Annotated in this window: 17 protein-coding genes, 2 rRNA genes and 1 pseudogene; 12 read left to right on the top strand and 8 right to left on the bottom strand. The window is 60.9% G+C overall.

Annotation, left to right across the window (positions count from 1 at the left end):
• The first annotated feature begins 1 nt into the window (after nucleotide 1).
• From GJU48_RS09100 to GJU48_RS09055, 10 genes are read left to right on the top strand one after another with little or no spacing between them, the layout of a single operon-like run.
• Nucleotides 2-913, top strand: a complete 912-nt coding sequence (locus tag GJU48_RS09100; protein WP_094951204.1) for a glycosyltransferase family 2 protein — start codon at nucleotides 2-4, stop codon at nucleotides 911-913.
• A 29-nt stretch (nucleotides 914-942) separates the two neighbouring features.
• Nucleotides 943-1719 carry a polysaccharide biosynthesis/export family protein gene (locus tag GJU48_RS09095; protein WP_094951203.1) on the top strand — a complete coding sequence of 259 codons (777 nt, stop codon included), beginning with the start codon at nucleotides 943-945 and terminating at the stop codon, nucleotides 1717-1719.
• A gap of 14 nt (nucleotides 1720-1733) precedes the next feature.
• The gene (locus tag GJU48_RS09090) at nucleotides 1734-3725 is read left to right on the top strand and encodes a GumC family protein (RefSeq protein ID WP_094951202.1); all 1992 of its coding nucleotides are present in this window, start codon (nucleotides 1734-1736) and stop codon (nucleotides 3723-3725) included.
• Nucleotides 3725-4915 (top strand): glycosyltransferase, encoded by a 1191-nt coding sequence (locus GJU48_RS09085; protein ID WP_094951201.1) that lies wholly within the window; start codon nucleotides 3725-3727, stop codon nucleotides 4913-4915. The genes GJU48_RS09090 and GJU48_RS09085 overlap by 1 nt, the downstream gene beginning before the upstream one ends.
• Complete coding sequence (locus GJU48_RS09080) at nucleotides 4905-6233, top strand: GH39 family glycosyl hydrolase (RefSeq protein WP_094951200.1); 1329 nt, start codon at nucleotides 4905-4907, stop codon at nucleotides 6231-6233. Before GJU48_RS09085 ends, GJU48_RS09080 begins: the two co-directional genes overlap by 11 nt.
• An 8-nt stretch (nucleotides 6234-6241) precedes the next feature.
• A complete protein-coding gene (locus GJU48_RS09075) occupies nucleotides 6242-7459 on the top strand; it encodes a glycosyltransferase family 4 protein (RefSeq protein WP_094951199.1) in 1218 nt (405 codons plus the stop codon).
• On the top strand, nucleotides 7450-8553 hold the full coding sequence (locus GJU48_RS09070; RefSeq protein WP_094951198.1) for a glycosyltransferase family 4 protein: 1104 nt from the start codon (nucleotides 7450-7452) through the stop codon (nucleotides 8551-8553). Before GJU48_RS09075 ends, GJU48_RS09070 begins: the two co-directional genes overlap by 10 nt.
• A complete protein-coding gene (locus tag GJU48_RS09065; RefSeq protein ID WP_094951197.1) occupies nucleotides 8550-9983 on the top strand; it encodes an O-antigen ligase family protein in 1434 nt (477 codons plus the stop codon). The genes GJU48_RS09070 and GJU48_RS09065 overlap by 4 nt, the downstream gene beginning before the upstream one ends.
• 2 nt (nucleotides 9984-9985) lie before the next feature.
• Nucleotides 9986-11395: a murein biosynthesis integral membrane protein MurJ gene (murJ, locus tag GJU48_RS09060; RefSeq protein WP_094951196.1), complete on the top strand. Its 1410-nt coding sequence runs from the start codon at nucleotides 9986-9988 to the stop codon at nucleotides 11393-11395.
• A gap of 43 nt (nucleotides 11396-11438) precedes the next feature.
• Nucleotides 11439-12473 carry an acyltransferase family protein gene (locus GJU48_RS09055; RefSeq protein ID WP_094951195.1) on the top strand — a complete coding sequence of 345 codons (1035 nt, stop codon included), beginning with the start codon at nucleotides 11439-11441 and terminating at the stop codon, nucleotides 12471-12473.
• Nucleotides 12474-12582: 109 nt separating this feature from the next.
• On the opposite strand, the gene GJU48_RS09050 is transcribed toward GJU48_RS09055, so the two are convergent.
• The 4 genes from GJU48_RS09050 to GJU48_RS09035 form a co-directional block, all read right to left on the bottom strand.
• Nucleotides 12583-13164 carry a DUF4174 domain-containing protein gene (locus GJU48_RS09050; protein ID WP_094951194.1) on the bottom strand — a complete coding sequence of 194 codons (582 nt, stop codon included), beginning with the start codon at nucleotides 13162-13164 and terminating at the stop codon, nucleotides 12583-12585.
• A 163-nt stretch (nucleotides 13165-13327) separates the two neighbouring features.
• A complete protein-coding gene (locus tag GJU48_RS09045) occupies nucleotides 13328-13960 on the bottom strand; it encodes a glutathione S-transferase N-terminal domain-containing protein (RefSeq protein WP_094951193.1) in 633 nt (210 codons plus the stop codon).
• A 13-nt stretch (nucleotides 13961-13973) separates the two neighbouring features.
• The gene (locus tag GJU48_RS09040) at nucleotides 13974-14552 is read right to left on the bottom strand and encodes a GNAT family N-acetyltransferase (RefSeq protein ID WP_094951192.1); all 579 of its coding nucleotides are present in this window, start codon (nucleotides 14550-14552) and stop codon (nucleotides 13974-13976) included.
• A 74-nt stretch (nucleotides 14553-14626) separates the two neighbouring features.
• The gene (locus tag GJU48_RS09035) at nucleotides 14627-16984 is read right to left on the bottom strand and encodes a DNA polymerase II (RefSeq protein ID WP_094951191.1); all 2358 of its coding nucleotides are present in this window, start codon (nucleotides 16982-16984) and stop codon (nucleotides 14627-14629) included.
• Nucleotides 16985-17141: 157 nt separating this feature from the next.
• Between GJU48_RS09035 and GJU48_RS25640 the strand changes: the two are divergent.
• Nucleotides 17142-17473 (top strand): annotated as a pseudogene (locus tag GJU48_RS25640) (hypothetical protein); the annotation flags it as partial.
• A 54-nt stretch (nucleotides 17474-17527) separates the two neighbouring features.
• On the opposite strand, the gene GJU48_RS09030 reads toward GJU48_RS25640, so the two are convergent.
• A complete protein-coding gene (locus tag GJU48_RS09030) occupies nucleotides 17528-17995 on the bottom strand; it encodes an SRPBCC family protein (protein ID WP_094951190.1) in 468 nt (155 codons plus the stop codon).
• Between the two features lie 96 nt (nucleotides 17996-18091).
• On the opposite strand from GJU48_RS09030, the gene GJU48_RS09025 reads away from it, so the two are divergent.
• Nucleotides 18092-18493, top strand: coding sequence for a GFA family protein (locus GJU48_RS09025; protein ID WP_094951189.1), 402 nt, complete (start codon nucleotides 18092-18094; stop codon nucleotides 18491-18493).
• A gap of 1 nt (nucleotide 18494) precedes the next feature.
• Here the strand turns inward: GJU48_RS09025 and mrdA are convergent, their stop codons facing one another.
• The 3 genes from mrdA to GJU48_RS09010 all read right to left on the bottom strand — a co-directional run bounded on the left by mrdA (nucleotide 18495) and on the right by GJU48_RS09010 (nucleotide 24193).
• Nucleotides 18495-20387 (bottom strand): penicillin-binding protein 2, encoded by a 1893-nt coding sequence (mrdA, locus tag GJU48_RS09020; RefSeq protein ID WP_094951188.1) that lies wholly within the window; start codon nucleotides 20385-20387, stop codon nucleotides 18495-18497.
• Nucleotides 20388-21015: 628 nt separating this feature from the next.
• Nucleotides 21016-21131 (bottom strand): 5S ribosomal RNA (gene rrf, locus GJU48_RS09015).
• A 170-nt stretch (nucleotides 21132-21301) separates the two neighbouring features.
• Nucleotides 21302-24193, bottom strand: a 23S ribosomal RNA gene (locus GJU48_RS09010).
• Nucleotides 24194-24198 lie beyond the last annotated feature (5 nt).

Below are 24198 nucleotides of genomic sequence, written 5' to 3'. Positions count from 1 at the left end.
TATGCGTACCTCGCTGATCATCCCGACCCGCAACGCGTCCAGCCACCTGGCGCGATTGCTGCCCGCGCTGAAAATGCAGACGCTGCTACCGGACGAAATGCTGGTGGTCGACAGCGCCTCCAGCGATGACACCGTGGCGCGCTTTCGAGAGTTCGGCGCGCGGGTCGAGGTGATCAACGCCCGCGATTTCAACCACGGCGGCACACGACGTTGGGCCAGTGAACAGGTGAGCGGTGACGCGCTGATCGTGATGACCCAGGACGCGATCCCCGAAAGCCCCGAGACCTTCGCCAACCTGCTCGAAGAATTGCAGCAAGACCCGCTCAACGGCGTGGCCTACGGCCGCCAACTGCCGCACCCCGGCGCCGGCGTGCTGGGTGCGCAATCACGGCACTTCAACTACCCGCAACACAGCCGCAGCAAGAGCCTGGCCGATGCGCCGCAGTTGGGGATCAAGACCTGCTTCAGCTCCGACTCGTTTTGCGTGTACCGACGCAGCGCCTTGCAGGCCGTCGGCGGTTTTCCCGCCGATGTGATCGGCAGCGAAGACGCCTACGTCGCTGCGCGCCTGCTGCTTGACGGCTACAAGGTGCGCTACGCCGCGTCAGCGCGGGTGTACCACTCCCACGATTACCGACTCATGGATGAGTTTCACCGCTACTTCGACATTGGCGTGTTTTACGGCCGCGAGCCGTGGATTCGCCAGGCCTTTGGCGATGCCGGCGGTGAAGGTAAACGCTATGTACAGGCTGAGCTCGCGGCATTGCGCGCAGCCGGTGCATTGCACCGCGTACCCGAAGTACTGGTGCGCAGCGCGTTCAAGTTGCTCGGCTATCGGCTGGGCCATCTGGAACGCCGGCTCCCACTCGCCCTCAAGCGGCGCATCAGCATGTTCCCCGGTTATTGGAGGTGAGCAGCATGACCTACAGGAAGTCCCCCTTGATGAAAAAAACCGTGCTCCTCTTGGCCATGTTGGCCTTGGCCGCCTGCAATACGCCGGCACGCATCGTCCCGCCGGATGACCAGACCGTGGAGGACGGCAAACGCGCCCTCGACCAGTTGGCGCAGTTGCCGCCGGCGGTGGAACGCATCCGCATCGGCGACCAGTTGCGCATCGTGCGCGATGCCGGCGAGATGCCGACGCTGTCGGCGTTCAACGTCAGCACCATCTACGAGCTGACGCTGTACACGGTGCAGACCGACGGCAAGATCAACTACCCGTTCCTGGGCCCGATCCAAGTCGCCGGGCGCCAGCCATCGGAACTGGCCACCGAGCTAAGCAAAAAGCTCGCGCCGGTTTACCGCGAGCCACGCGTCACGGTGAACATCAACCAGGCACCGGGCAACTCGGTGATCGTCGGCGGCGCGGTGAATAACCCGACGGCGGTACAACTGGGCACGGCCAACACCCTGGAGCAAGCGATTGTCGGCGCCGGCGGGGTGAACCCATCGGGCAATGCCAGCATGGTTGCGTTGTTGCGCGAAGATGCCCAAGGCGCCTACCACGCCTACTTCCTGGACTTCAGCCAATACCTCAAGCCCGGCCCCAACGGGCGTAAACCGGTGCACCTGCAACGCGGTGACGTGGTGTTCGTGCCCAAATCCAATGTGGGCGAGCGCATCCAAGGAGTGGATACCTACTTGAACCAACTGATCCCGTTCACCAAGTCCATTGGGGTTGGCTACAACTACACCCGAACCAGCGGCGGCAATAACTAAAGGAGCGACATCCCATGATCGAGATCCGTTCTTTTCGTGATCTTCTGCGTCTGTTCTTCATCTTCCGGCATGAGTTCAAACTGGCGGCCATCGCGGCGCTGGTGATCATTTTGCTAGGGGCCTTTTTGCTGCCGGCCAAGTACGAATCCACCGCGCGCCTGCTGGTCAAGCCGGGGCGCGATTCGACCTTGCCGATCGAGATCAGCAACCGCCAGGCGCTGGTCATGCCCAGCACCCAGCGTGACCCGATTGTCGACGAGGAGCGCCTGCTGACCGGGCGCCCCATCGTGCGTGCGGTGGCCGAGCATTACCTGGAAGCGATCGACAAAATGCCGCCACCGGAAGGCTTCTGGAAGCGCACCAAGTACTACGTCAAAAGTGGCGTCGGCGCCGTGTTCGGCGGCCTGCGCGTGGTGTTAGAAACGGTGGGCATCGTTGAAAAAACCACCCCAGTGGAACGCCTGGCCGCGAGCCTGGAGAAGAACTTCGAAGTGAGCCACGCCGCCGGCTCCACGGTGATGGATATCAGCTTCAAGTGGGGCGACCCGGAGATCGCCCAGGCGGTGGTCAAAAGTTGGGTCGAGACCTACATCAACGAACGCACCCAGGCCTTGGGGCGCAAGAGCCTCTACGCCTTCTATGAAGGCCAGGTGTCCAACAGCGCCACCGAGATCAAGCGCTATAAGGAGCAAATCCTCAAGCATTTAAATGAGATCGGCGCGGCAAGCATCACCGATCGCCTGGAAGATTTGTCCGAACGCATCAACGTGCTGCGCGGCGAAACGTTCAACACCACGCGCCTGATCGCCTCTTCCGACAGCGCTCTGGACAGCACCCGCACTCAGCTCAAGACCCAGCCCAAGGAGGTGACCACGGTCCGCCAGATTGCGCTGAACCCGCAGCAGCAAGATTTGCGTCGCCTGCTCAACCAGAAGCTGCTGGAAAAAGCCGACATGATGCGCACCTACACCGACAACGCGCCGCCGGTCAAAGCCCTGGATGCCTCGATCCGGGCGATGCAGGCCCAGGTTGCAGGTGAAAGCAACACGGTGCAAAGCTCGGAAAACCGTGCGCCGAACACCCTGGAAATCCACTTGCAGCGCGTGCTGCTGGATGAGTCGAGTAACAACCTGGCCTTGCGTACCCAGTTGGTGCAGCAGCAGAAGCAATTGGTGAACCTCGAAGCGCAGCGCAAGCAAGCCTTGGAGATCGAACCGGAACTGGCGCGCCTTGCCCGTGAGCTGAGCGCCACCGAGCGCAACTACGCGCTGTACGTGGACAACCTGGAAAAATCGCGCATCGACCGTGAGCTGGACAACAGCCAAATCAGCAACATCGCGGTGATCGAAGAAGCCACCTTGAACCCAGGCCGCATCTTCCCCAAAACCCTGGTGATGCTGGTGTTGGCGATCCCGTTCGCGATCGTCGTCGGCCTGCTGGTGATCTACCTGTGCTACCTGCTCGACCAGCGCATTCACGACGGCGGGCTGGTAGAGCGCAAGTTCGGCTTGCCCCTGTGGACGACACTGCCGGAGCTGGACACCAGCACCGCGCAGAGTACCAACGCGTTCAATGCGAGCATTTACCGGCTGTATAGTTTGCTGCAATTGGACCGCGTGGCCGAACAAGGCCTGACCCTCGGGCTGACCTCGGCGCGCCACGGCGAAGGCGTGACCTTTGTGGTGGAACAGCTGCGTCAATTGCTGCAGGAAAACGGCATCACCGTGCGGGTCGGCGGCGTCGAGCCGCCAGCCCGCGGCGAAGTGGTGCTACTGGATGCCTCGGCGCTGCTGGACAACCGCGATGCCTTCATCAACCTGCGCCGCGCCGACCTGATCGCCTTGGTAGTGGAAGCGCAGAAAAGCACGGTGCCGGTGGTGGAACACGCGCTGTCGATCCTCAACACCGCGTTCGGCAAGGTGGACGGCATCATCATCAACCGGCGCAGATTCGAAGTGCCGGCCAAGGTGCTTAAAACCATCGCCAAATACCGGGGTGCGTTTTGATGCACATCGCCCTGCTCGCGCCTTTGCCGCCGGAGAAAAATGGGATCGCCGACTACGCGAACCATTTCAAGACGGCCTTGGAACAGCTGGGCGTGACGGTGGCGACACCGTTGAGTGGCGTGCAAGGCACGACGCAAGCGATCAAGCACGCCATCGCCGCGTTCGACTGGCACAGCGTGGACCTGGTCCACGCCGAGCTGGGCGGCGGGCGATTGGGCGAGTTCCTGGCCCTGCGCGAACTGCGCAAGGCTTACCCCCGGCTGCCGCTGACCGCCACGGTGCACGACCCGGAACGCATGGTGTGGCGCCGCGAGCACCTGCCCTTCCCGTTAAACCTGCTGGAGCGTTTGCCCAACCCGCTGCCGCAAGCGGCGGTGGTGCTCGCCGACCCGCTGACCTTGCGTGAAGAACGCCACGTCGCCCAAGGCCTGACGCGGCTGATCACCCTCACGCGCCTGGGTGCCGATTGCCTAGGCCTGCGCATGCAACTGCCGGCGGGCAAAGTGGCGGTGATCAACCACGCCAACCTGGCGATTGCTCCCGCGCCATTACCCTCGCTGGACACCTTGCACCTGCTGTATTTCGGTTTTATCTACCGTGGCAAGGGCATTGAGGACCTGCTGCAGGCCCTGGCCGATGCCTTCAAGCAAGCCCCCCAGTTGCGTGACCGTGTGCGCCTGACCCTGGCCGGTGGCACTGCCGCCGAAATGGCGTTCGGCGCAGGCGGCAATTACCTCGAGCAGTTGAACCGCCAGATCGCTGAACTTGGCCTGGCGGGCGTTATCGACTGGCGGCTGAACCTGCCGGCCAGCGAGATTGCACAGACGATCCAGGCGCACCATGTGATGGTGCTGCCGTACCGCGAATCGAAAAAGCTCAGCCTGCTGGGGCGCCAGCGCGGCACCAGTGGCGCGCTGTCCTGGGCTGCGGCGTGCGGGCGCGGGGCGATTACCTCGGATGCGCGGGCGTTTGCCGAAGAAGTCGCCAGCGGCAATGGCGCGATCTATCCCCAAGGCGACGTGGCGGCGCTGAGCGAACAACTGCTGCGCCTGGCGCGCACGCCGACATTGGCCCGCGACTGGGCCGAACGTGCCGGGGAAATTGGCAGCGAACGCCTGTGGCCGTTGACCGCACAGCAATTCAAGCAACTCTTTGAGCAGGCAATTGCAGGAGCCCCTGATGGCGCGTAAACGCACGTTCCTCGCCATCCTTGCGGTGGTTGCCGCACTTGGCCTGACCGCCTTTATGTGGGGCCGCCAGGCCGACGCCGAGAGCCATGTGCTCAAGGGCAACAAGGTGGTGGTGTGGAAGGATTTTTTGGGGGTTAACGCGCAATTCCTGTGGTTCAGCCCCGAGCGCTACCAGATGCAGATCAATCGCCTCAAGGCCTTGGGCCTGGAATGGGTGCGCCTGGACCTGCATTGGGATCAACTTGAGCCGGTGGAAAACCAGTATCAGGTGGCGACCCTTGATCAATTGGTCGGCAACCTGCAAACCAACCAGCTCAAGTCGGTGTTCTACCTGGTGGGCTCGGCGCCCTTCGCCACCACCGCGCCGGTCGGTGCGCCCTATCAGGACCAATACCCGCCCAAGGACCCGAACGTGTTTGCCAACCGCATGGCGCTGTTGTCGCAGCGCTACCCCAGCGTGAATGCCTGGCAGGTGTGGAACGAACCGAATTTGCTCGGTTTCTGGCGCCCGGTGGCCGACCCGGCCGGCTACGCCAACTTGCTGACAGCCACGGCCGCCGCGTTACGCGCGGTTAACCCGAGCAAACCGGTGGTGGCGGCCGGCATGGCATTCTTCAGCGAAATGCCCAACGGCCAGACCCTGTTCGATGCCCTCGGCGCACTCGGCGTGGCCAGCCTTAACACGGTGATTTCCTACCACCCTTACACGCAGCTGCCCGAAGGCAACGACCCGGCCAACCTGGACTTTATCGCCAAGACCACTGCGCTTAACCAATCCCTGCGCAACGCCGGCGTGCAAACGCTGTGGAGCACCGAGTGGGGCTGGTCGACCTACCCCGGGCCGAAAGACGCCCAGGACCTCATCACCCTGCAGGGCCAGGCCGATTATGTGGTGCGCCGCGTGGCGTTGATGAGCGCAATGGATTACGACCGGATCTTCCTGTTCACCTTGAGCGACCTCGACCAGCGCGCCAGCGTGCGCGACCAGTTCTATGGCTTGCTCGACATCGACGCCAACCCCAAGCCGGTCTATACCGCCTTGAAGAACTTCCTCGACGTCAGCGGCCCGCAGCTCACGCCCGGCGACCCGCCGACCGCCGACCAATTGCCCGACGGCCTGTTCAGCATCGGTTGGACCCGCGCCGACGGCCACAAACTGTGGTTCTTCTGGTCGGCCCAAGGCGGTAACGCGCACTTGCCCAACCTCGCCAGCGCCACGCTCTACGACCCGCTGCGCGGCACGCAAACCCCGGTGAGCGGCACCAACGGGCTGACCCTCGCGGTCAAGTCGAACCTGCAAATTTTGTTATGGGATTGAAGCCCGCCATGCGTATTTTATGGATCCTGCCTTACTCGCCCTGGCCGGCCACCATCGGCGGCAAGACGCGCCAGTTTCACCTGCTGCGCAGCCTCGCCGCGCGTGGGCATCGGATTACCTTGCTGCTGCATGACAAGCACCCGGTGTCGCTGACCGATTGCCAGGTGCTGGAAGCGTTCCTGGAACAACTGATCATCCTGCCGCGCCGCCCGCTGCGCAGCTTGAAAACCCTGGTGGCCGGGCTGTTTGCGCCCTACCCGTTGCTGGCCAGCGTGAATGGTCTGTCGGGGGCGCTGCAGGACACCTTCAACCAATTGCTGAAGGAGCATTGGGACGTGGTGCAGATCGAGCACAGCTACACGTTCCAGCCGTACGAAGACGCGCTGGCGCGCACATCCCAGCCTTTCGTGCTGACCGAACACAACGTTGAATCGGCGCTGGGCGCGGCCACTTATGACCGCCTGCCACGCTGGGCGCTGCCGTTCATTCGCTACGATCAATGGCGCTATGTGCGCTGGGAACGCCGGGTGATGCGCCAAGCCACGCAGGTGGTGGCGGTCACCGACGGCGATGCGCAGGTGCTGGCAACGATCGCCGGTAAACCGGTGCCGGTGGTGGTCAATGGCGTGGACTGCGATCACTTCGCCGCCGCCCACCCCGACCCGTCGACGCGCCGCGTGTTGTTCCTCGGCAACTATGAATACGCGCCCAACGTGGACGCCATCGAGTGGGCCCTGGATGAAATCCTGCCCAAAGTCTGGGAGCGCTGCCCCGACGCGCGCATGAGCGTGTGCGGCTTCGGCATGCCCGGCAGTTGGCGTGAGCGATGGAAAGACCCGCGCATCGAATGGCAAGGGTTTGTGCCGAACCTGTTGAACCTGCAATCGAGCTGTTCGGTGTTTCTGGCGCCGCTGCGCCATGGCGGCGGCTCCAAATTGAAAGTGCTCGAAGCGCTGGCCGCCGGGCTACCCTTAGCGAGTACCGAGCAAGGCGTGTCGGGCTTGGACCTGATCGAAGGCCTGGACTATCTGGGCGGGCAAACCGCCGACAGCCTGGCGGATGCCGTGGTGCGCCTGCTGCAATTTCCCGAGGCCGCCGCGCCCATGGGCGAAGCGGGCCGCGCCTATGTTCGCCGAGCTCATGACTGGAGTGTCGCCGCCAGCCAGCTTGAGCAGGTGTACGCGCGCCTTGCGCCGCTCAATCAAAAGGAGCCCGCATGCGTATAGGCCTGGATTACCGCACCGTCGGCACCTCGCCGCACTCGGGGATCAGCCGACAGGTGTACGCGCTGGAAGCTGCCTTGCGTACCTTGCCGCAGGTTGAACTTGAGCGATTTACCGTGGCGCCGCTGGGCGATGAAACCCGCTTGCAGGCGCACTGCCCGGCCTGGGGTTGTGCGAAAACCGCAATGCATCAGCCGCAGAATCGCCTGCGTTTCGAGGCCGGTTTTTTGCCGCGTGCATTGCGTGAACAACAGATCGACCTGTACATCAGCACCTTCAATATGGGCCTGCCGCTGCCTCCCAAACCCAAGGGTTTGCGCACCGTGGTGCTGTTGCATGACCTGTTCCAGATCACCTTGAACAACTACCACGCCAACCGCTTGAAGGCGCTGATCTACAAGACCTGCGATCGGCTGTCGATTGCCTACGCGGTGCACAGCGCCGACCGCGTATGGACGCCTTCGCAGTACAGCTTTGAAGAAACCGCGCGGCTGTTTCCCAAGGCAGCAGGCAAGATTCGGGTGCTGCCCAATCAAGTGGACAGTTTTGTCGAACTGGCGGCCGACCTCACGCCGCGTAACCTACCCGAGCAGTTCTGGCTGCTGGTGGGCACCCGCGAACTGCGCAAGAACGTGCCATTTCTGGTCGACGCCTGGCAGCAAGCGCGGCGCCTGTCACCCGACGTGCCGGCCTTGGTGCTAGTGGGCAGCCTTGAGCATTTGCCCGAGGCGCAGCGCAACCTGCCGGGCATTCGCGCCCTCAGCGGTGTGACGGATGCCGAGCTGCACGCGCTGTACCGCCAGGCCTCGCGCCTGTGGCAGCCGTCGTATGCCGAAGGGTTCGGCTTGCCGGTGATTGAAGCCCTGAGCGTCGGCACGCCGGTGGCCGTCGCCAGTGGCACCTCGCTGGATGAAATCACTCCGCCTTCAGCGCCGCGCTTCTCGCCCACTGACGGTCCAGCGCTGATGCAGTTGATGCTCGACCTAGTGGCGCGCCCCGCGCAAGAGTCGCCTGAGCAATGCCGGCTGTGGGCGCAACGTTTCAACCATCAGGCTTATCGCCGACGCCTGGCCGAACTGATCGAGGAATTGAAATGAGAGTCTCCCTGGCAAGCCTCGTCGCGATCCTGTTCGGCCTGCTGTTTGGCGCCCTGGCCTTGCTGCTGTCACCGGCCAAGGCGTTCCTCGCGTTGATCGGCCTGGCCGCTGCTGTGACCATCCTGCGCTTCCCGCTCTGGGGCTTGTTGCTGTTTGCCGGGGTCGCGACGTTTATGCCGTATTCGACGCTCAACCTGGGCATCCGCAGTACGGTGAGCGAAGCCATCCTCGCGCTGACTTGGGGCGCGGTGCTGTGGCACAGCTTTCTGTCGCGACTGCCCGACACGCCGAGCCTGTCGCGCCGCCCCACCGACCAGATGCTGTTGTGGCTGATGCTGTTCAGCGTGTTCCCGTTTATCGTCGGCCAAGTCACCATCCACGCCGACAGCAGCGGCGTGGCCAACTGGCTGCGCTGGTTGCTGAACCTGTCGGGGGTGTTCCTGACCGCCAAGTTACTGGTGAACCAAAAGCAGCGCGAATCCCTGGTCATTGCCCTGCTGCTGGGCAGCCTCGCGATGCTGGTGCTGTCGATTGCGGTGTTTGTGCGCACCCGCTCGGGCGCCGGCATTGCGCCGATTCTGGCGCTGTTCAATTACGGCAACTTCGACATGTTGAAATTCGGCCTGGAGGCAATGGCATCACGCATGGGCTCGCCGTGGATGCACCCCAATGCCATCGGCGGGATCATGGCGCTGCTGCTGCCGTTGGCGTTCTGCTACGGCATGACCGAACAAGGTTGGAAACGCGCACTGGGCCTAAGCGTGGCCTGTCTGGGCGCCGCTGCGTTGCTATTAGCCAGTAGCCGTGGCGCGATGGTCAGCCTGGCCTTGGTGCTGATCTGGATGGCCACGCGCCGCGTGCCCTACACCGGGCGCCTGTTGATGATCGGCGCAGCACTGACGGTGGCGCTGGTGATGGCCTACCCGCCGCTGCAGGACCGCCTGGCAACGATTTTTTCGTCGGACAACGCCAGTACCGAAGTCCGTTTCGACGAATACCGCATGTTCCCGCAGGCCGTGGAGGCGTACCCGTTCGGCATCGGTTTCAAGGTCGACCCGCCGGTGCCAGGTACGCACTTTTTAGGGATCTCGAACTTGTGGCTGAACTACATCTACAAGATCGGCATTGTCGGCATGCTGCTGTTTGTCGCCGTCACCGTGCGCTGGTGGCGTGAAGCGCGCCCGGAGCCAGGCCCAATCCGCCTGACCAAGGACAACGCGTTGTGGCTGGGCAGCACCGCCGGGATTCTCTCGGCGCTGGTCAGCGGCTTGTTTGACCACTACTTCAGTTTTGCCGTGGTGATGGTGTCGCTGTTCTGGTTGATGGTGGGCCTGAATGTGCTGGAGGCACGGCGGCTGTTTCCGGCGCGACTGCCGCAGGCCAAGGCCGTGGCTCTTCGCAAGCCGATGCTTGACGGCGCAAGGCCTTAGCCGTGCTTGGCAGCGCCGTCTGGCTGACCCTGGCGACCTTATTGGGCCTGTGCCTGGGGTTCGCCCGCGAGTGGCTGCTGGTGGCGGCCTGGGGCGCGGGCGAGCGCAGCGATGCGTTCCTGATCGCGCTGTTTTTGCCTGAGGCGTTGCGTATGTCGCTGGCCGGTGGCGTGCTCAGCGCCGCCGCGCTGCCGTTGTACCTGCAACGCAAAGATGGCGAGCGCTTGGACTGGCTGGGCGTGCTGTTCCCGGCATTGATGCTGATTGCCTTGCTCACCAGCCTGTTGCTGACGCTGTTGGCGCCGTGGCTGGTGCAGTTGCTGGGCCCGGGGCTCGCGGCGAGTGCCACGGCGCTGGCCAGCGGCAACCTGCAGATCGTCGCGTGGTGTGTGCCGGGCTTGATGCTGCATGCGCTGTTCAGTATTCCGTTGCAGGCCCGCGAGCGGTTTGTGCTGGCGGGGCTGGGTTCGCTGCTGTTCAACCTGCCGCCGGTGACGTACCTCGCCGTGGCCGGCACCGCCACCCAACCCCATGGGTTGGCACTCGCTTGCCTGGCCGGCAGCCTGTTGATGCCCTTGGCGCTGCTGCCGTCGATCTGGCGTCAGGGCTGGCGGCCGTGGCGCTGGCAATTGAGTGTTGCGCCACTGCGCGAGCTGGGCCAGCGCATCGGGCCACTGTTGCTGAGCAATGGCGCCAGCCAAGGGCTGGCGTTGATCGAGCGGCTGGTGGCCTCGCTGCTCGGCGAAGGCGCGGTGACTTGGGTCAACCTCGCCCGCAAGCTGATGAACCTGCCGCTGATTGCGTTGATGAGCCTCAACCAGGTGCTGCTGGGCATGATGAGCCGACGCCAGGGCGATGAGCGCCTGGCCTTGCTCAAGCGCGGCCTGGAAACCGCCAGTGTGCTGACATTGCCGGCCGGGGTTGGGCTGGTCGCGGCGGCGCCGAGCCTGGTGGCGCTGCTGCTGCCCAAACAATCGGCGGACTCGCCACTGCCGCTGCTGCTGGCGTGGTTCGCCGTGCCGCTGGTGTTCGGCGCCTGGAACGCCTTACTCGCGCGCTATGCCTACGCCGCCGGCGATACGCGCCAGCCGCTGCGTTGCGAGTTGCTCGGCAGCCTGGTCAACGTGCTGTTGCTGGGCGCCCTGCCGTTTGCGTTTGGCTTGGCGGGTATCCCGCTGGCCGCGCTGGCGGGGGTGATCTGCACGGCATTGCTGCTGATGCAGCGTCAAAACCTGCTGGGCGCCCTGCCCTGGGCGCGGCAATGGTTACTCAGTGCGGCTGTCATGGGGTTGGCCGCGCTGGTGCTGTTTCGGATTCAAGGCGTATGGCTGCAACTGGGGCTCAGCACCCTGGCAGGCGTCGTGGTGGTGCTGGGCATGGGGCTGTGGCTGAAGCCGTGGCGCAAGGCGTGAATAATCGATCGGGGGTGGTCAGGTGAAACATCGTTGGATACAGATGGATATTGCCAAAGGCATTGGTATCCTGATGATCGTGTACGGCCACAGTTGGTTCGTCGCCAACTCTCCGGAGCTGATCTATCCGGTCATCGCGTCGTTCATATTGCCGTTGTTCTTTTTCCTGTCCGGGGTGTTCTTCAAGCCCGAGCAACCGTTTGTGGAGATGGCGATACGCAAGGCCGACGGCCTGCTCAAGCCGTTTTTCTTCACGATGCTGGTGTATGTGATCGTACGCAGCCTATTGCGCGGGCAACCGCTGCTGCCGGATGTTGGCGGCGTGCTGTACGCCTCGGTGGACACCATTCCATGGCAGGCACTGTGGTTTCTGCCGCACTTTTGGGTAGCGATTCTGTTCAGTGGGTTGATGCTGCGGCTGATCCAGCGCCTGAAGCTGTCACTGGCGATGGGCTGCCTGCTGATGGTCGCGCAACTGTTGCTCGGCATCTGGGTGCTGCCGTGGTTCTGGCAAATTCCCGTGACCGTCGGTGAGCACACCTGGACGCTGCCCGGCCTGCCCTTCAGCCTCGAGATCACCCTGATCAGCAGTACCTACTTCGTGTACGGCTACCTGCTGCGCGATTGGCTGCGCCGCCATGAAGGCTCGCTGCTGACGCTGGTGATTTCAGTGGCACTGTTCGCCGCGGTGTTCCTCTACAGCCACGACACCATGGACCTGGCGCAGCGGCGCTACGACCACTGGTTGTGGACCAGCCTGCTGGCGGTAATCGGCGTGTACGCGTGCTGGGCACTGGCGCGGGTGCTGATGGTCTCGGCCGTGATCACGCGGGCGATGACCTACATCGGCCAGTCGACCCTGATCCTGTTGATCTTCCATGGGGAGATCCAGCACAAGACCGTCGACCTGATGGAGCGCCTGGGCCTGCACCCGTTGGTGTCGGCCTGCGTGGGCCTGGTGGTGGCGGTGGTGGTGCCGTTGCTGATCGGGGAAGTGATCAAGCGGGTGGCGTTCCTGCGGTTTTTCTACTTTCCGTTTCCGGTGCGCAAGGCCGCTAAAACTTCAGAGCAACGCTAACACGCCTGTGGGAGCGGGCTTGCCCGCGATAGCGGTGGATCATTCAAAGGTGTTTTGACTGACACTCCGTCATCGCGGGCAAGCCCGCTCCCACAAGGGTTATGTAGGTTCAATCATCGAGTTGCGCAGGGGCTGCCTTGCTGCCGGCCTTGGCAGGCTTGGCTGCTTTGGCGCCTTTGGCTGGCTCGGCGGCTGGCTCGGGTTCGGCTGGGGCGGCGAGTTCTTTTTCAGCCATGGGCATCTGGTCGATGGCGCTGAAGAACTCTTTCAGGTCGAGGGTATCCGGTGGCACGGTTTTCTCGACTTTCTTCTCGCCGTCCTTGCCCACCAGAATCACTTTGGTGCCGCTGCCGGCGCCGAGTTTGAGGGCGCGGATCAGCGCGTTGGTTTCAGGCGGCGTGAGCTTTTTGTTGTCCTTCGCGTCCTTGGCGAATTTTTCGCCTTCAGCACCGATGCTGCCGAACTTCACGGTGTAGAACACCATGTTGCGCTCTTCAAAGGACTGCTTGTTGGCAGGCTCGTCCAGCTGTTTTTTGAGGGTCGCCAATGTGTCGTTGCCGGAATCAAGTTCCACCACCACCAGCGGACGGGACTTGCCCACGTCCTGCTTGAGCGGGTTGATATCATCCGCGGCCAACAGCGGCCCCGTAAAAGCCATCAAGGTAGCCAGGGTCAGCGACCGGATGAGCATGCGCACCTCCTTTGAATTCCATGCAAGTTCTTGAGTTTCATGTCTGCGACAGCCAAATTCAAGGATGATTCCTACACCTCGTTAAGAAGCGTAGGTCAGGAAGCCCGCTACGCAAGGGGTTGGACAGGTGCAACGGTGATTGTTTCTTCTGATTGCAGAAACATTAGGAGACGCCCCATTCCGGCCAATGCCGAGCAAACACGGGCGCCACGAGGGGGTCGGCATCCACCTGCGCCAGCGTCTGGGCAAAGCCTGGCGCCAGGTCGTTTAACACATCCCGCGCCGCGTCCCAGCGCGACACCGCTGCGGCCATGATGCCCAGTGCATTCGGCACAGTATCCGGGGTAAACAACTGGTCGGCGAACTGCTGGGCGAACACCACCCAGGCGTGATGCAGATAGCGCCGCGTACCGGTGGTCAATTGCGTTTGCAGCGCTTCATCTGCAGTGCCCAGCCAGCGTTGCGGGTAGTCGATGATGCCGATGGCCGAGTAGCAGTTCGCGGCGATGTACACCAGGCCGCGCAGGATCTGCGCGCGGTTGCCGGCGAGTAGATGGGAGGCGGGGAACTCCAGGCCCAGGTGGATCAGGATCGCGGCGCTTTCGGTCAGCACCTGGCCATCGGGCGTGACCAGGGTGGGAATCTGTTTGAGCGGGTTGATGCGCGCCAGGTCTTCGCTGCCCTCGCCGTCCGCCCAGGAACTGGCGTCGATACGGCGCCAGGGCACCGCGCAACGCTGTAGGGCGATTTCGATCATGCAAGAGCCGGATTCATCAATGCCGTAGAGCGTGTACATGGGCGTTTCTTCCTTATCGCAGCAGTTTGGCCTGCAAGTTGGCCTTCACCTGCGGCCATTCCGAATCGATGATGCTAAAGCGCACCGAGTTGCGCTTGCGCCCGTCGGGCATGATGCGTTCGTGGCGCACGATGCCTTCTTGTAAGGCGCCGAGGCGCAGGATCGCGGCGCGGGACTTTTCGTTGAGTTCGTCGGTGCTGAATTGCACGCGCACGCACTCCAATACTTCGAAGGCGTAGGTCAGCAGCAACAGTTTGGCTTCGGTGTTGACCGCGGTTTTTTGCGTGGATTGCGCCAAGAAAGTGTGGCCGATCTCAAGCTTGCGATTCACCCTGTCCACCTTCCAGAAGCGTGTACTGCCGACCACCTGGCCGCTGTCGCGACGTACCACAGCGAACGGGATCATGCTGCCGGCCTCACGGCCGATGAGCGCAATGTCGAGGTACTTGTCGACAGTCTCGGGGCCGGGCACATTGGTGACGTTGAGGTTCCACAGCTCGCCGTCGGCGGCAGCCTCGACCAAGGCAGCCGCGTGTTCACGTTGCAGTGGCTGGAGTTCGACCGTGTTGCCGGTCAGGGTGATCTGAGTCATGAGAAGCTGCGCCGTCTGAAGGTGGTCATCATCAGGCCAAGAGTGCAGGCTCGTATCCCCTCCAGGCAAGCATTTTAGAACAGGCCCATTTGCCCGCCGACCAGGGTGGCGAAATCGTCGTTGACGAACGGCAAAATCGCATCCGCCACCGGCTGCAATTGCCGGGTGACGTAGTGGTCGTAGTCGATCGGCGCCTGCCGCACTTCCAGCGGTTCCGGGCCGTTGACCGTGATCACATAGCTGATCCAGCCACCGCGCTGGTACTGGCGCGGGCGCCCCAGGCGGTCGTTGTATTCATCGGCCAGGCGTGCGGCGCGCACATGCGGCGGCACGTTGCGTTCGTAGTCGTCCAATTGGCGGCGCAGGCGTTTGCGGTAGATCAGCAAGTCGTCGAGTTCGCCACTCAAGGTGCGGCGCACGTAGTCGCGAACGTAGTCCTGATGGGGCTGGCGATGGAAGATGCGCTGGTAGAGCTCCTGCTGGAATTGCCGGGCCAGGGGCGACCAGTCGCTGCGCACGGTTTCCAGGCCTTTGTAGATCATCTCTTCGCTGCCATCAGCGCGCACGACCAAGCCGGCGTAACGCTTTTTGCTGCCCTCCTCCGCGCCGCGAATGGTCGGCATGAGAAAGCGGCTGAAGTGGGTTTCGTATTGCAGTTCCAGGGCGCTTTGCAGGCCGTATTCAGCTTGCAAATGCGCGCGCCACCAGTCGTTGACGTGCTGCACCAATTCCCGGCCGATGCGGCTGGCGTCATCCGCAGCATGCGCACTGCCGAGCCAGACGAAGGTGGAGTCGGTGTCGCCGTAGATCACCTCATACCCCTTGGCCTCCACCAGCTCGCGGGTCTGGCGCATGATCTGATGCCCGCGCATCGTGATCGAGGACGCCAGCCGGGTGTCGAAGAACCGGCAACCGCTGGAACCGAGCACGCCGTAGAAGGCGTTCATGATGATCTTCAGCGCCTGGGACAATGGCGCGTTGTGGTCACGCTTGGCGGCTTCGCGCCCTTCGGAAACGCGGGTGACGATGGACGGCAGGCAGTGCCGGGTACGCGAAAAGCGCGCGCCGCGAAAGCCTTCCACCGACTCGCTGTCATCGGGGTGCTTGAGGCCTTCGATCAGCCCCACCGGGTCGATCAGGAAGCTGCGAATGATCGACGGGTAAAGGCTTTTGTAGTCGAGCACCAGCACCGATTCATAGAGGCCGGGACGCGAGTCCATCACGAACCCGCCGGGGCTGGCCTGGGGCGGTTTGTCGCCCAGGTTCGGCGCGACGAAGCCCTGGCGGTGCATCAGCGGCATGTACAAATGGGTGAACGCCGCGACGGAACCGCCGTTGCGGTCGGCCGGCAGCCCGGTGACGCTGGCGCGCTCGAGCAGGAACTTGAGCAGCTCGGTTTTCTCGAAAATCCGCGTGACCAGCTCGCAGTCCTTGAGGTTGTAGCGCGCCAGGGCGGGCTTGTCCTCGGCGAACATGCGGTTGATTTCGTCCATGCGCTGGTACGGCGTGGAGATGTCCTTGCCTTCGCCGAGCAGGGTTTGCGCGACGTTTTCCAGGCTAAAGGACTCGAAGCTCCAAGTGGCCGAGCGCAGGGCTTCGATGCCGTCGATAATCAAGCGCCCCGCTGCAGACGCGAAGTAGTGATTGCGGCTGCCGTGTTCGCGCCAGGCCATGGCTTCACCGCCACGGCCCAGCAACAGCGGCACGTTGAGGCGCTGGGCATGCTCGTGGAGCACGCGCAGGTCGAACTGCACCACGTTCCAGCCGATGATCGCGTCGGGGTCATGGGTGGCCAGCCATTGGTTGAGGCGTTCGAGCAGTTGCGCGCGGGTGTCGCAGTAGTCGAGTTTGAAGTCCACCGCACAGGTTTTGTTCGGCGGGCCGAGCATGTACACCTGGCGCTCGCCGCAGCCCTCGAGGGCGATGGAATACAGATCGCCCTGGGCGGTGGTCTCGATGTCCAGGGACACCAGCTTCAGCGGCGGGCGGTAGTCGGGCGCGGGTTTCATCTGCGCGTCGATCAGGCTGCCGTTGGCGTCTGGTGTGCCGCCGAACCACACCGGGGCGGTGATGAAGCGCTCCATCATGTAGCGCTCGGGCGGGCGCACGTCGCCTTCGTAGACATCCACACCGGCGGCACGCAGGCGTTTTTCCAGGTCCATCAACTGGCGGTGCTGGCGGGTGTAGAGGCCCAATACCGGGCGGTGATGGAAATCGCACAGCTGCAGCGGGCGCAGCTCGATATCGCGCTCGCCGTTGAGCAACCAACCCAGCGGCTTGCGATAGGCCTCGGGAATGAACATCACCGAGGTTTGCGCGGGTAAGCGCACGCACCGGGGGCCTTGGTCGGTCGCCAGCCAGAAACTGACCTCCGTACCTGCCGCCGTGTCGCGCCAATGCCGGGTCAGGACAAAACCCTGCTGTAAATCCACCGTACCGCACCTCAGGAATCGCTTTCAGGGCGTGATTCTACTCGGCATCCGGGCAAACGCGGCACGTTAACGCGCAGGGCGAACGCAATCTCACAAATTGGCTGAAGAACATTAATAACACTTACTATTATTCGCGCCGGAGTCGTCTGCGCGTTTGGATGTGCCGTTGCGCCGTTTCAGCACGGACATCAGCAGTGATGGGCGGGTTGGCGAACACCTCGACATCGGCGGCTAGCCACTACGCACCGAAATGGGGTTACACCAATATTGAAGACTCGGTCGGCATGCTGCGCGCTTAATATGACCTAAGCGACCACTGGACGGCTTACCTCGCGGACGCTGACAGACAATCTCGGCAACGCCACGGTGACGGGCTCGCGTATTCACCACTTGGAAGACAACACCCGCTTGATGACCGGCTGAACGGTAGGTGCCGTCAGCCACACACTCAGTGTCGGGCTGACGGGGATCTGGACACAGGCGCGCAACCGGTCAAACGACTGAGCGTGTTGATAACGGGCAGCATCAAGATGCCCGTTTGGGTCAGTCGCGACGGGCCTGGCCCAGATAGGTTTCGATGTTGCTCATTTGCTCATCCCAGCCACGGGAATTCTTCTTGAAGGCTTTCTGGCGTCGGGCTTCGGGCACGGCGTCAAAACCGGATTCAACCACCCGCAGCAGAATGCCTGGCGCGCGATCTTCGATGGTGAATTCCACCAGGGTTGGTGTTTCGCTGTCGTAGTCGACACCTTCTTCGACCGAGTAAGGGTGCCACCAGAACGAGAACAAGGTTTGTGGCAAGATGCGCTCGATCTTGGCCTTCCACACCACATGCTCGTAGCCTTTATAGGTGATCGGCGCTTCGATGGTTTGCCCGGGGGCAAAGGTTTTGCCTTCGAGGGCGATGCCGAACCAACTGCCGAATTGCTCGGCATCGGTGAGTGCTTCCCACACCTGTTTACGTGGAGCGTTGAGCAGGACTTTTCGTTCGATGCGATCTAATACATGCATAAGTCACCTCCTCCATTGACAGTAGGCGACATCGACCAATGCGCAACCGTCGGTTCTGCGCGATGATGAGCCCATCCCTGATCAGGTAATACGAGTATGACTGACCCGTTGAATGGAAGTTGCTTCTGCGAGGCTGTGCGCTACCAAGTCGACAACCTGGACATGCCCATCAGCCATTGCCACTGCGACAGCTGCCGTAAGGTGCATGCCGCAGCATTTGTGGCCACGGCTGGGGTGATGCGCGAACATTTTCGCTGGACGCAGGGTGAGGCGCTGCTGTCGTCGTTTGAGTCTTCGCCCGGCAAACTCCGGCATTTCTGCTCGCGTTGCGGCTCACATCTGATGGCGGAGCGAGGGCATCAGCCCCATGTGATTGTGCGGGTGGCGACGCTGGATAATGATCCGGGCGTACGGCCCACCGCGCACATCTGGACGGCCCATGATGTGCCCTGGCTTGCGTATGCAGGCGTAGAGCACTGGGACGAATGGAAGGCCTGATTTAAACGCGCGGGTCGCCCGGGGCTTTGGCCGGCGTGGCATATTGCGGCTTCAGGTGGCCGTCCTGGTCGAGTAGCCAGGCATCCATGATTTGCCGCACCACAGGGCCCGCTACCCGGCCTCCGGCCTCGCCGTTTTCGATCATCACCGAGATCACGATTGTCGGGTGCTCGGCCGGCGCGAAGCCAACGAACAAGGCGTTGTCGCGATGGCGCTCCAGGGTCTTGTTACGGTTGTAACGCTCACCCTGCTTGATCGCGACGACTTGCGCTGTACCACTCTTGCCGGCGATGCGGTATTGCGCGCCTGCTGCTGCGGCCCGCGCGATACCACGCGGGTCATGCATCACCAGCTGCATGCCATGGTTAACCTGCTCCCAATCACGCGGGTCCTTGAGGACCACGTTGGGCATCGGGTTCTCATCCACTGGCGGCACGCCATTGATGGTCTTGGCCAGGTGCGGTCGGTTCCACACGCCTTTGTTGGCAATCAAAGCGGTGGCCTGGGCTAACTGCAACGGTGTGACTTGCATGTAGCCCTGGCCGATGCCGAGGATCACGGTTTCGCCCGGGAACCACGGCTGGCGCCGTGTCGCGCGCTTCCAGGCCTGGGAAGGCATCAGGCCGGCTGACTCTTCGAACATGTCGAGGGAGACTTTCTGGCCGAGGCCGAATTCGGCCAGGTAGTCGTGCAGGCGGTCGATGCCCAGCTTGTGGGCCAGGTCGTAAAAATACGTGTCGTTGGAACGCATGATGGCGGCGTCCATGTCCACCCAGCCGTCGCCGCTGTGGTTCCAGTTACGGTATTTGTGGTCAAAATCGGGCAACTGGTAGTAACCGGGGTCGAACACGCGGGTTTGCGCGGTGACCACACCACTGTCGAGGCCGGCGATAGCGACTTCCGGCTTGATCGTCGAACCGGGCGCGTAGAGCCCGCGCAGCACGCGGTTGAACAGCGGCCGGTCGATGGAATCATGCAGCGCGGCATATTCCTTGAAGCTGATGCCGGTGACGAACAGGTTCGGGTCAAAGCTCGGCTTGCTGACCATCGCCAGGACTTCGCCAGTTTGCGGGTCGAGGGCAACCACCGAACCGCGCCGATCGCCCAAGGCCTCTTCCGCGGCTTCCTGCAGTTTGACGTCCAGGCTCAGAACGATGTTTTTACCGGGGATCGGGTCGGTGTGCTTAAGCACCCGCAGCACACGGCCTTGGGCGTTGGTCTCGACCTCTTCATAACCCACGTGGCCGTGCAGTTCGGACTCGTAGAAGCGCTCGATACCGGTTTTGCCGATGGACTGGGTACCGCGGTACTCCACGGAGTCGAGGGCTTTGGATTCTTTTTCGTTGATTCGGCCGACATAGCCGATTGAATGCGCAAAGTGCGCGCCCAACGGGTAATGGCGAACGAACTGCGGTTCAACGTCCACCCCGGGCAGGCGGAATTCGTTAACAGCCAATACGGCGATCTGTTCTTCGGTCAATTCGTAGAACAACGTGACGGGCACGAAAGGATGGCGCGCCTGTTTCAGCGCCTTGTCGAATACGGCGCGGTCTTCGGCGGGCAAGTGCAACAGATTGACGATGGCGTCCAGTTCACCCTTGAGGTCGGTGGTACGTTCGCGGGTGATCGTCAGGTTGTAGCTGGGACGGTTGTCGGCCAGCACCACGCCGTTACGGTCATAGATCAGCCCGCGGGTGGGCGTAATCGGCAGGACGTGGACCCGGTTGTTTTCGGAAATGGTCGAGTGATAGTCGTACTGCACCACTTGCAGGAAATACATGCGGCCCACCAGGGCACAGGTGATGCCGATGACCAACAGCGCACAGGCGAGCAGGCGCTTGTTGACCAGGCGGTTTTCTTTTTCGTGATCCTTGATCGGTATCGGTTCAGGCATTTCTACAGCATCTCGTTGAAGAAGGTCGACGCCGCGTCCTGCGAATGAAAGATCAATCCTTGTGAAAATGTGCTGCACCATACCAAAAATGCAGAAACACTTTGCATCGATTTCCCCAACGGCATGCTGTTTTGTCAGGCCAGGACCGATTTTGCCTGCTGAAAGGCCTCCAGATCGAAAGTGCCATACTCTCGGCAAGGGTATGGGCTCTTTACAGTCCCTAGGCCCGAGGAAAAAATGTGGGCCTGGAGACCGTAGGGTGTGTCGTTGGCGATGGCCCCAGCCCCAGCGCTTCCTCCCTAAGGGCTTAGGCGCTAGAGCGTGTCAGATACGCGCGTTAACATTGAGATTACTCGCGAGCATGACTTCTTTTACACTTTCCGACCGCCCAAAACAAAGTCGTCGGTTGCCGTGAACCACCATGAATCCAGCGCTGAGGGACGTCGCATCCGGCATAACGGCTTCCTTGGGAAAAGCAAAATCGAGGCATGGACTTTAGCATTGAAGGCGACCGCAAGCTGCAAACGAGGCGGGCCGCATTAAGCGATGGTCCATAGGTTGCTACAGTTTTCGACCGCCCAAAACAAAACCCCTGTTTGCGTTAGCAAACAGGGGTTCTGGAATTTAATCTTGACGATGACCTACTCTCACATGGGGAAACCCCACACTACCATCGGCGATGCATCGTTTCACTGCTGAGTTCGGGATGGGATCAGGTGGTTCCAATGCTCTATGGTCGTCAAGAAATTCGGGTACTGAGTCGTGACCTTATGGCCTCGCTTCAGCAAATTGGGTATGTGATAGCTTTCGGTGTTTTGTGAGATCGAACTTTCGGTTCTATCGTCTTCACACACCGCAATCTGATGCTTCTACTTGTTTCCAAGTCCGAAGTAGTCAAATTGCTTGGGTGTTATATGGTCAAGCCTCACGGGCAATTAGTATTGGTTAGCTCAACGCCTCACAGCGCTTACACACCCAACCTATCAACGTCGTAGTCTTCGACGGCCCTTCAGGGGACTCAAGGTCCCAGTGAGATCTCATCTTGAGGCTAGTTTCCCGCTTAGATGCTTTCAGCGGTTATCTATTCCGAACATAGCTACCCGGCAATGCCACTGGCGTGACAACCGGAACACCAGAGGTTCGTCCACTCCGGTCCTCTCGTACTAGGAGCAGCCCCTCTCAAATCTCAAACGTCCACGGCAGATAGGGACCGAACTGTCTCACGACGTTCTAAACCCAGCTCGCGTACCACTTTAAATGGCGAACAGCCATACCCTTGGGACCGGCTTCAGCCCCAGGATGTGATGAGCCGACATCGAGGTGCCAAACACCGCCGTCGATATGAACTCTTGGGCGGTATCAGCCTGTTATCCCCGGAGTACCTTTTATCCGTTGAGCGATGGCCCTTCCATACAGAACCACCGGATCACTAAGACCTACTTTCGTACCTGCTCGACGTGTCTGTCTCGCAGTCAAGCGCGCTTTTGCCTTTATACTCTACGACCGATTTCCGACCGGTCTGAGCGCACCTTCGTACTCCTCCGTTACTCTTTAGGAGGAGACCGCCCCAGTCAAACTACCCACCATACACTGTCCTCGATCCGGATAACGGACCTGAGTTAGAACCTCAAAGTTGCCAGGGTGGTATTTCAAGGTTGGCTCCACGCGAACTGGCGTCCACGCTTCAAAGCCTCCCACCTATCCTACACAAGCAAATTCAAAGTCCAGTGCAAAGCTATAGTAAAGGTTCACGGGGTCTTTCCGTCTAGCCGCGGATACACTGCATCTTCACAGCGATTTCAATTTCACTGAGTCTCGGGTGGAGACAGCGCCGCCATCGTTACGCCATTCGTGCAGGTCGGAACTTACCCGACAAGGAATTTCGCTACCTTAGGACCGTTATAGTTACGGCCGCCGTTTACCGGGGCTTCGATCAAGAGCTTCGCGTTAGCTAACCCCATCAATTAACCTTCCGGCACCGGGCAGGCGTCACACCCTATACGTCCACTTTCGTGTTTGCAGAGTGCTGTGTTTTTAATAAACAGTCGCAGCGGCCTGGTATCTTCGACCGGCATGAGCTTACGGAGCAAGTCCTTCACCCTCACCGGCGCACCTTCTCCCGAAGTTACGGTGCCATTTTGCCTAGTTCCTTCACCCGAGTTCTCTCAAGCGCCTTGGTATTCTCTACCCAACCACCTGTGTCGGTTTGGGGTACGGTTCCTGGTTACCTGAAGCTTAGAAGCTTTTCTTGGAAGCATGGCATCAACCACTTCGTTAACTAAAAGTTAACTCGTCATCAGCTCTCGGCCTTAGAATCCCGGATTTACCTAAGATTCCAGCCTACCACCTTAAACTTGGACAACCAACGCCAAGCTGGCCTAGCCTTCTCCGTCCCTCCATCGCAATAACCAGAAGTACAGGAATATTAACCTGTTTTCCATCGACTACGCTTTTCAGCCTCGCCTTAGGGACCGACTAACCCTGCGTCGATTAACGTTGCGCAGGAAACCTTGGTCTTTCGGCGTGGGTGTTTTTCACACCCATTGTCGTTACTCATGTCAGCATTCGCACTTCTGATACCTCCAGCAAGCTTCTCAACTCACCTTCACAGGCTTACAGAACGCTCCTCTACCGCATCACCTAAGTGATACCCGTAGCTTCGGTGTATGGTTTGAGCCCCGTTACATCTTCCGCGCAGGCCGACTCGACTAGTGAGCTATTACGCTTTCTTTAAAGGGTGGCTGCTTCTAAGCCAACCTCCTAGCTGTCTAAGCCTTCCCACATCGTTTCCCACTTAACCATAACTTTGGGACCTTAGCTGACGGTCTGGGTTGTTTCCCTTTTCACGACGGACGTTAGCACCCGCCGTGTGTCTCCCATGCTCGGCACTTGTAGGTATTCGGAGTTTGCATCGGTTTGGTAAGTCGGGATGACCCCCTAGCCGAAACAGTGCTCTACCCCCTACAGTGATACATGAGGCGCTACCTAAATAGCTTTCGAGGAGAACCAGCTATCTCCGAGCTTGATTAGCCTTTCACTCCGATCCACAGGTCATCCGCTAACTTTTCAACGGTAGTCGGTTCGGTCCTCCAGTTAGTGTTACCCAACCTTCAACCTGCCCATGGATAGATCGCCCGGTTTCGGGTCTATTCCCAGCGACTAGACGCCCTATTAAGACTCGCTTTCGCTACGCCTCCCCTATTCGGTTAAGCTCGCCACTGAAAATAAGTCGCTGACCCATTATACAAAAGGTACGCAGTCACCCAACAAAGTGGGCTCCCACTGCTTGTACGCATACGGTTTCAGGATCTATTTCACTCCCCTCTCCGGGGTTCTTTTCGCCTTTCCCTCACGGTACTAGTTCACTATCGGTCAGTCAGTAGTATTTAGCCTTGGAGGATGGTCCCCCCATATTCAGACAAAGTTTCTCGTGCTCCGTCCTACTCGATTTCATGACTAAGAGATTTTCGCGTACAGGGCTATCACCCACTATGGCCGCACTTTCCAGAGCGTTCCGCTAATCTCAAAGCCACTTAAGGGCTAGTCCCCGTTCGCTCGCCACTACTAAGGGAATCTCGGTTGATTTCTTTTCCTCAGGGTACTTAGATGTTTCAGTTCCCCTGGTTCGCCTCTTACGCCTATGTATTCAGCGTAAGATAACCATCTTATGATGGCTGGGTTCCCCCATTCAGACATCTCCGGATCAAAGTCTGTTTGCCGACTCCCCGAAGCTTTTCGCAGGCTACCACGTCTTTCATCGCCTCTGACTGCCAAGGCATCCACCGTATGCGCTTCTTCACTTGACCATATA

Source organism: Pseudomonas sp. IB20 (assembly GCF_009707325.1).
In the GTDB taxonomy this organism is placed as follows: Bacteria; Pseudomonadota; Gammaproteobacteria; order Pseudomonadales; family Pseudomonadaceae; genus Aquipseudomonas.
This window is presented reverse-complemented; position numbering and strand designations above follow the sequence as displayed.

Bases quoted from the DNA above. Each gene is read 5' to 3' on its own strand.
- GJU48_RS09090 (WP_094951202.1), top strand. From the start codon at position 1,734: ATGATCGAGATCCGTTCTTTTCGTGATCTTCTGCGTCTGTTCTTCATC.
- GJU48_RS09075 (WP_094951199.1), top strand. From the start codon at position 6,242: ATGCGTATTTTATGGATCCTGCCTTACTCGCCCTGGCCGGCCACCATC.
- GJU48_RS09080 (WP_094951200.1), top strand. From the start codon at position 4,905: ATGGCGCGTAAACGCACGTTCCTCGCCATCCTTGCGGTGGTTGCCGCA.
- GJU48_RS09040 (WP_094951192.1), bottom strand. From the start codon at position 14,552: ATGACTCAGATCACCCTGACCGGCAACACGGTCGAACTCCAGCCACTG.
- GJU48_RS09085 (WP_094951201.1), top strand. From the start codon at position 3,725: ATGCACATCGCCCTGCTCGCGCCTTTGCCGCCGGAGAAAAATGGGATC.
- GJU48_RS09055 (WP_094951195.1), top strand. From the start codon at position 11,439: ATGGATATTGCCAAAGGCATTGGTATCCTGATGATCGTGTACGGCCAC.
- GJU48_RS09050 (WP_094951194.1), bottom strand. From the start codon at position 13,164: ATGCTCATCCGGTCGCTGACCCTGGCTACCTTGATGGCTTTTACGGGG.
- GJU48_RS09070 (WP_094951198.1), top strand. From the start codon at position 7,450: ATGCGTATAGGCCTGGATTACCGCACCGTCGGCACCTCGCCGCACTCG.
- GJU48_RS09025 (WP_094951189.1), top strand. From the start codon at position 18,092: ATGACTGACCCGTTGAATGGAAGTTGCTTCTGCGAGGCTGTGCGCTAC.
- GJU48_RS09100 (WP_094951204.1), top strand. From the start codon at position 2: ATGCGTACCTCGCTGATCATCCCGACCCGCAACGCGTCCAGCCACCTG.
- GJU48_RS09045 (WP_094951193.1), bottom strand. From the start codon at position 13,960: ATGTACACGCTCTACGGCATTGATGAATCCGGCTCTTGCATGATCGAA.
- GJU48_RS09095 (WP_094951203.1), top strand. From the start codon at position 943: ATGAAAAAAACCGTGCTCCTCTTGGCCATGTTGGCCTTGGCCGCCTGC.
- GJU48_RS09065 (WP_094951197.1), top strand. From the start codon at position 8,550: ATGAGAGTCTCCCTGGCAAGCCTCGTCGCGATCCTGTTCGGCCTGCTG.
- GJU48_RS09030 (WP_094951190.1), bottom strand. From the start codon at position 17,995: ATGCATGTATTAGATCGCATCGAACGAAAAGTCCTGCTCAACGCTCCA.
- mrdA (WP_094951188.1), bottom strand. From the start codon at position 20,387: ATGCCTGAACCGATACCGATCAAGGATCACGAAAAAGAAAACCGCCTG.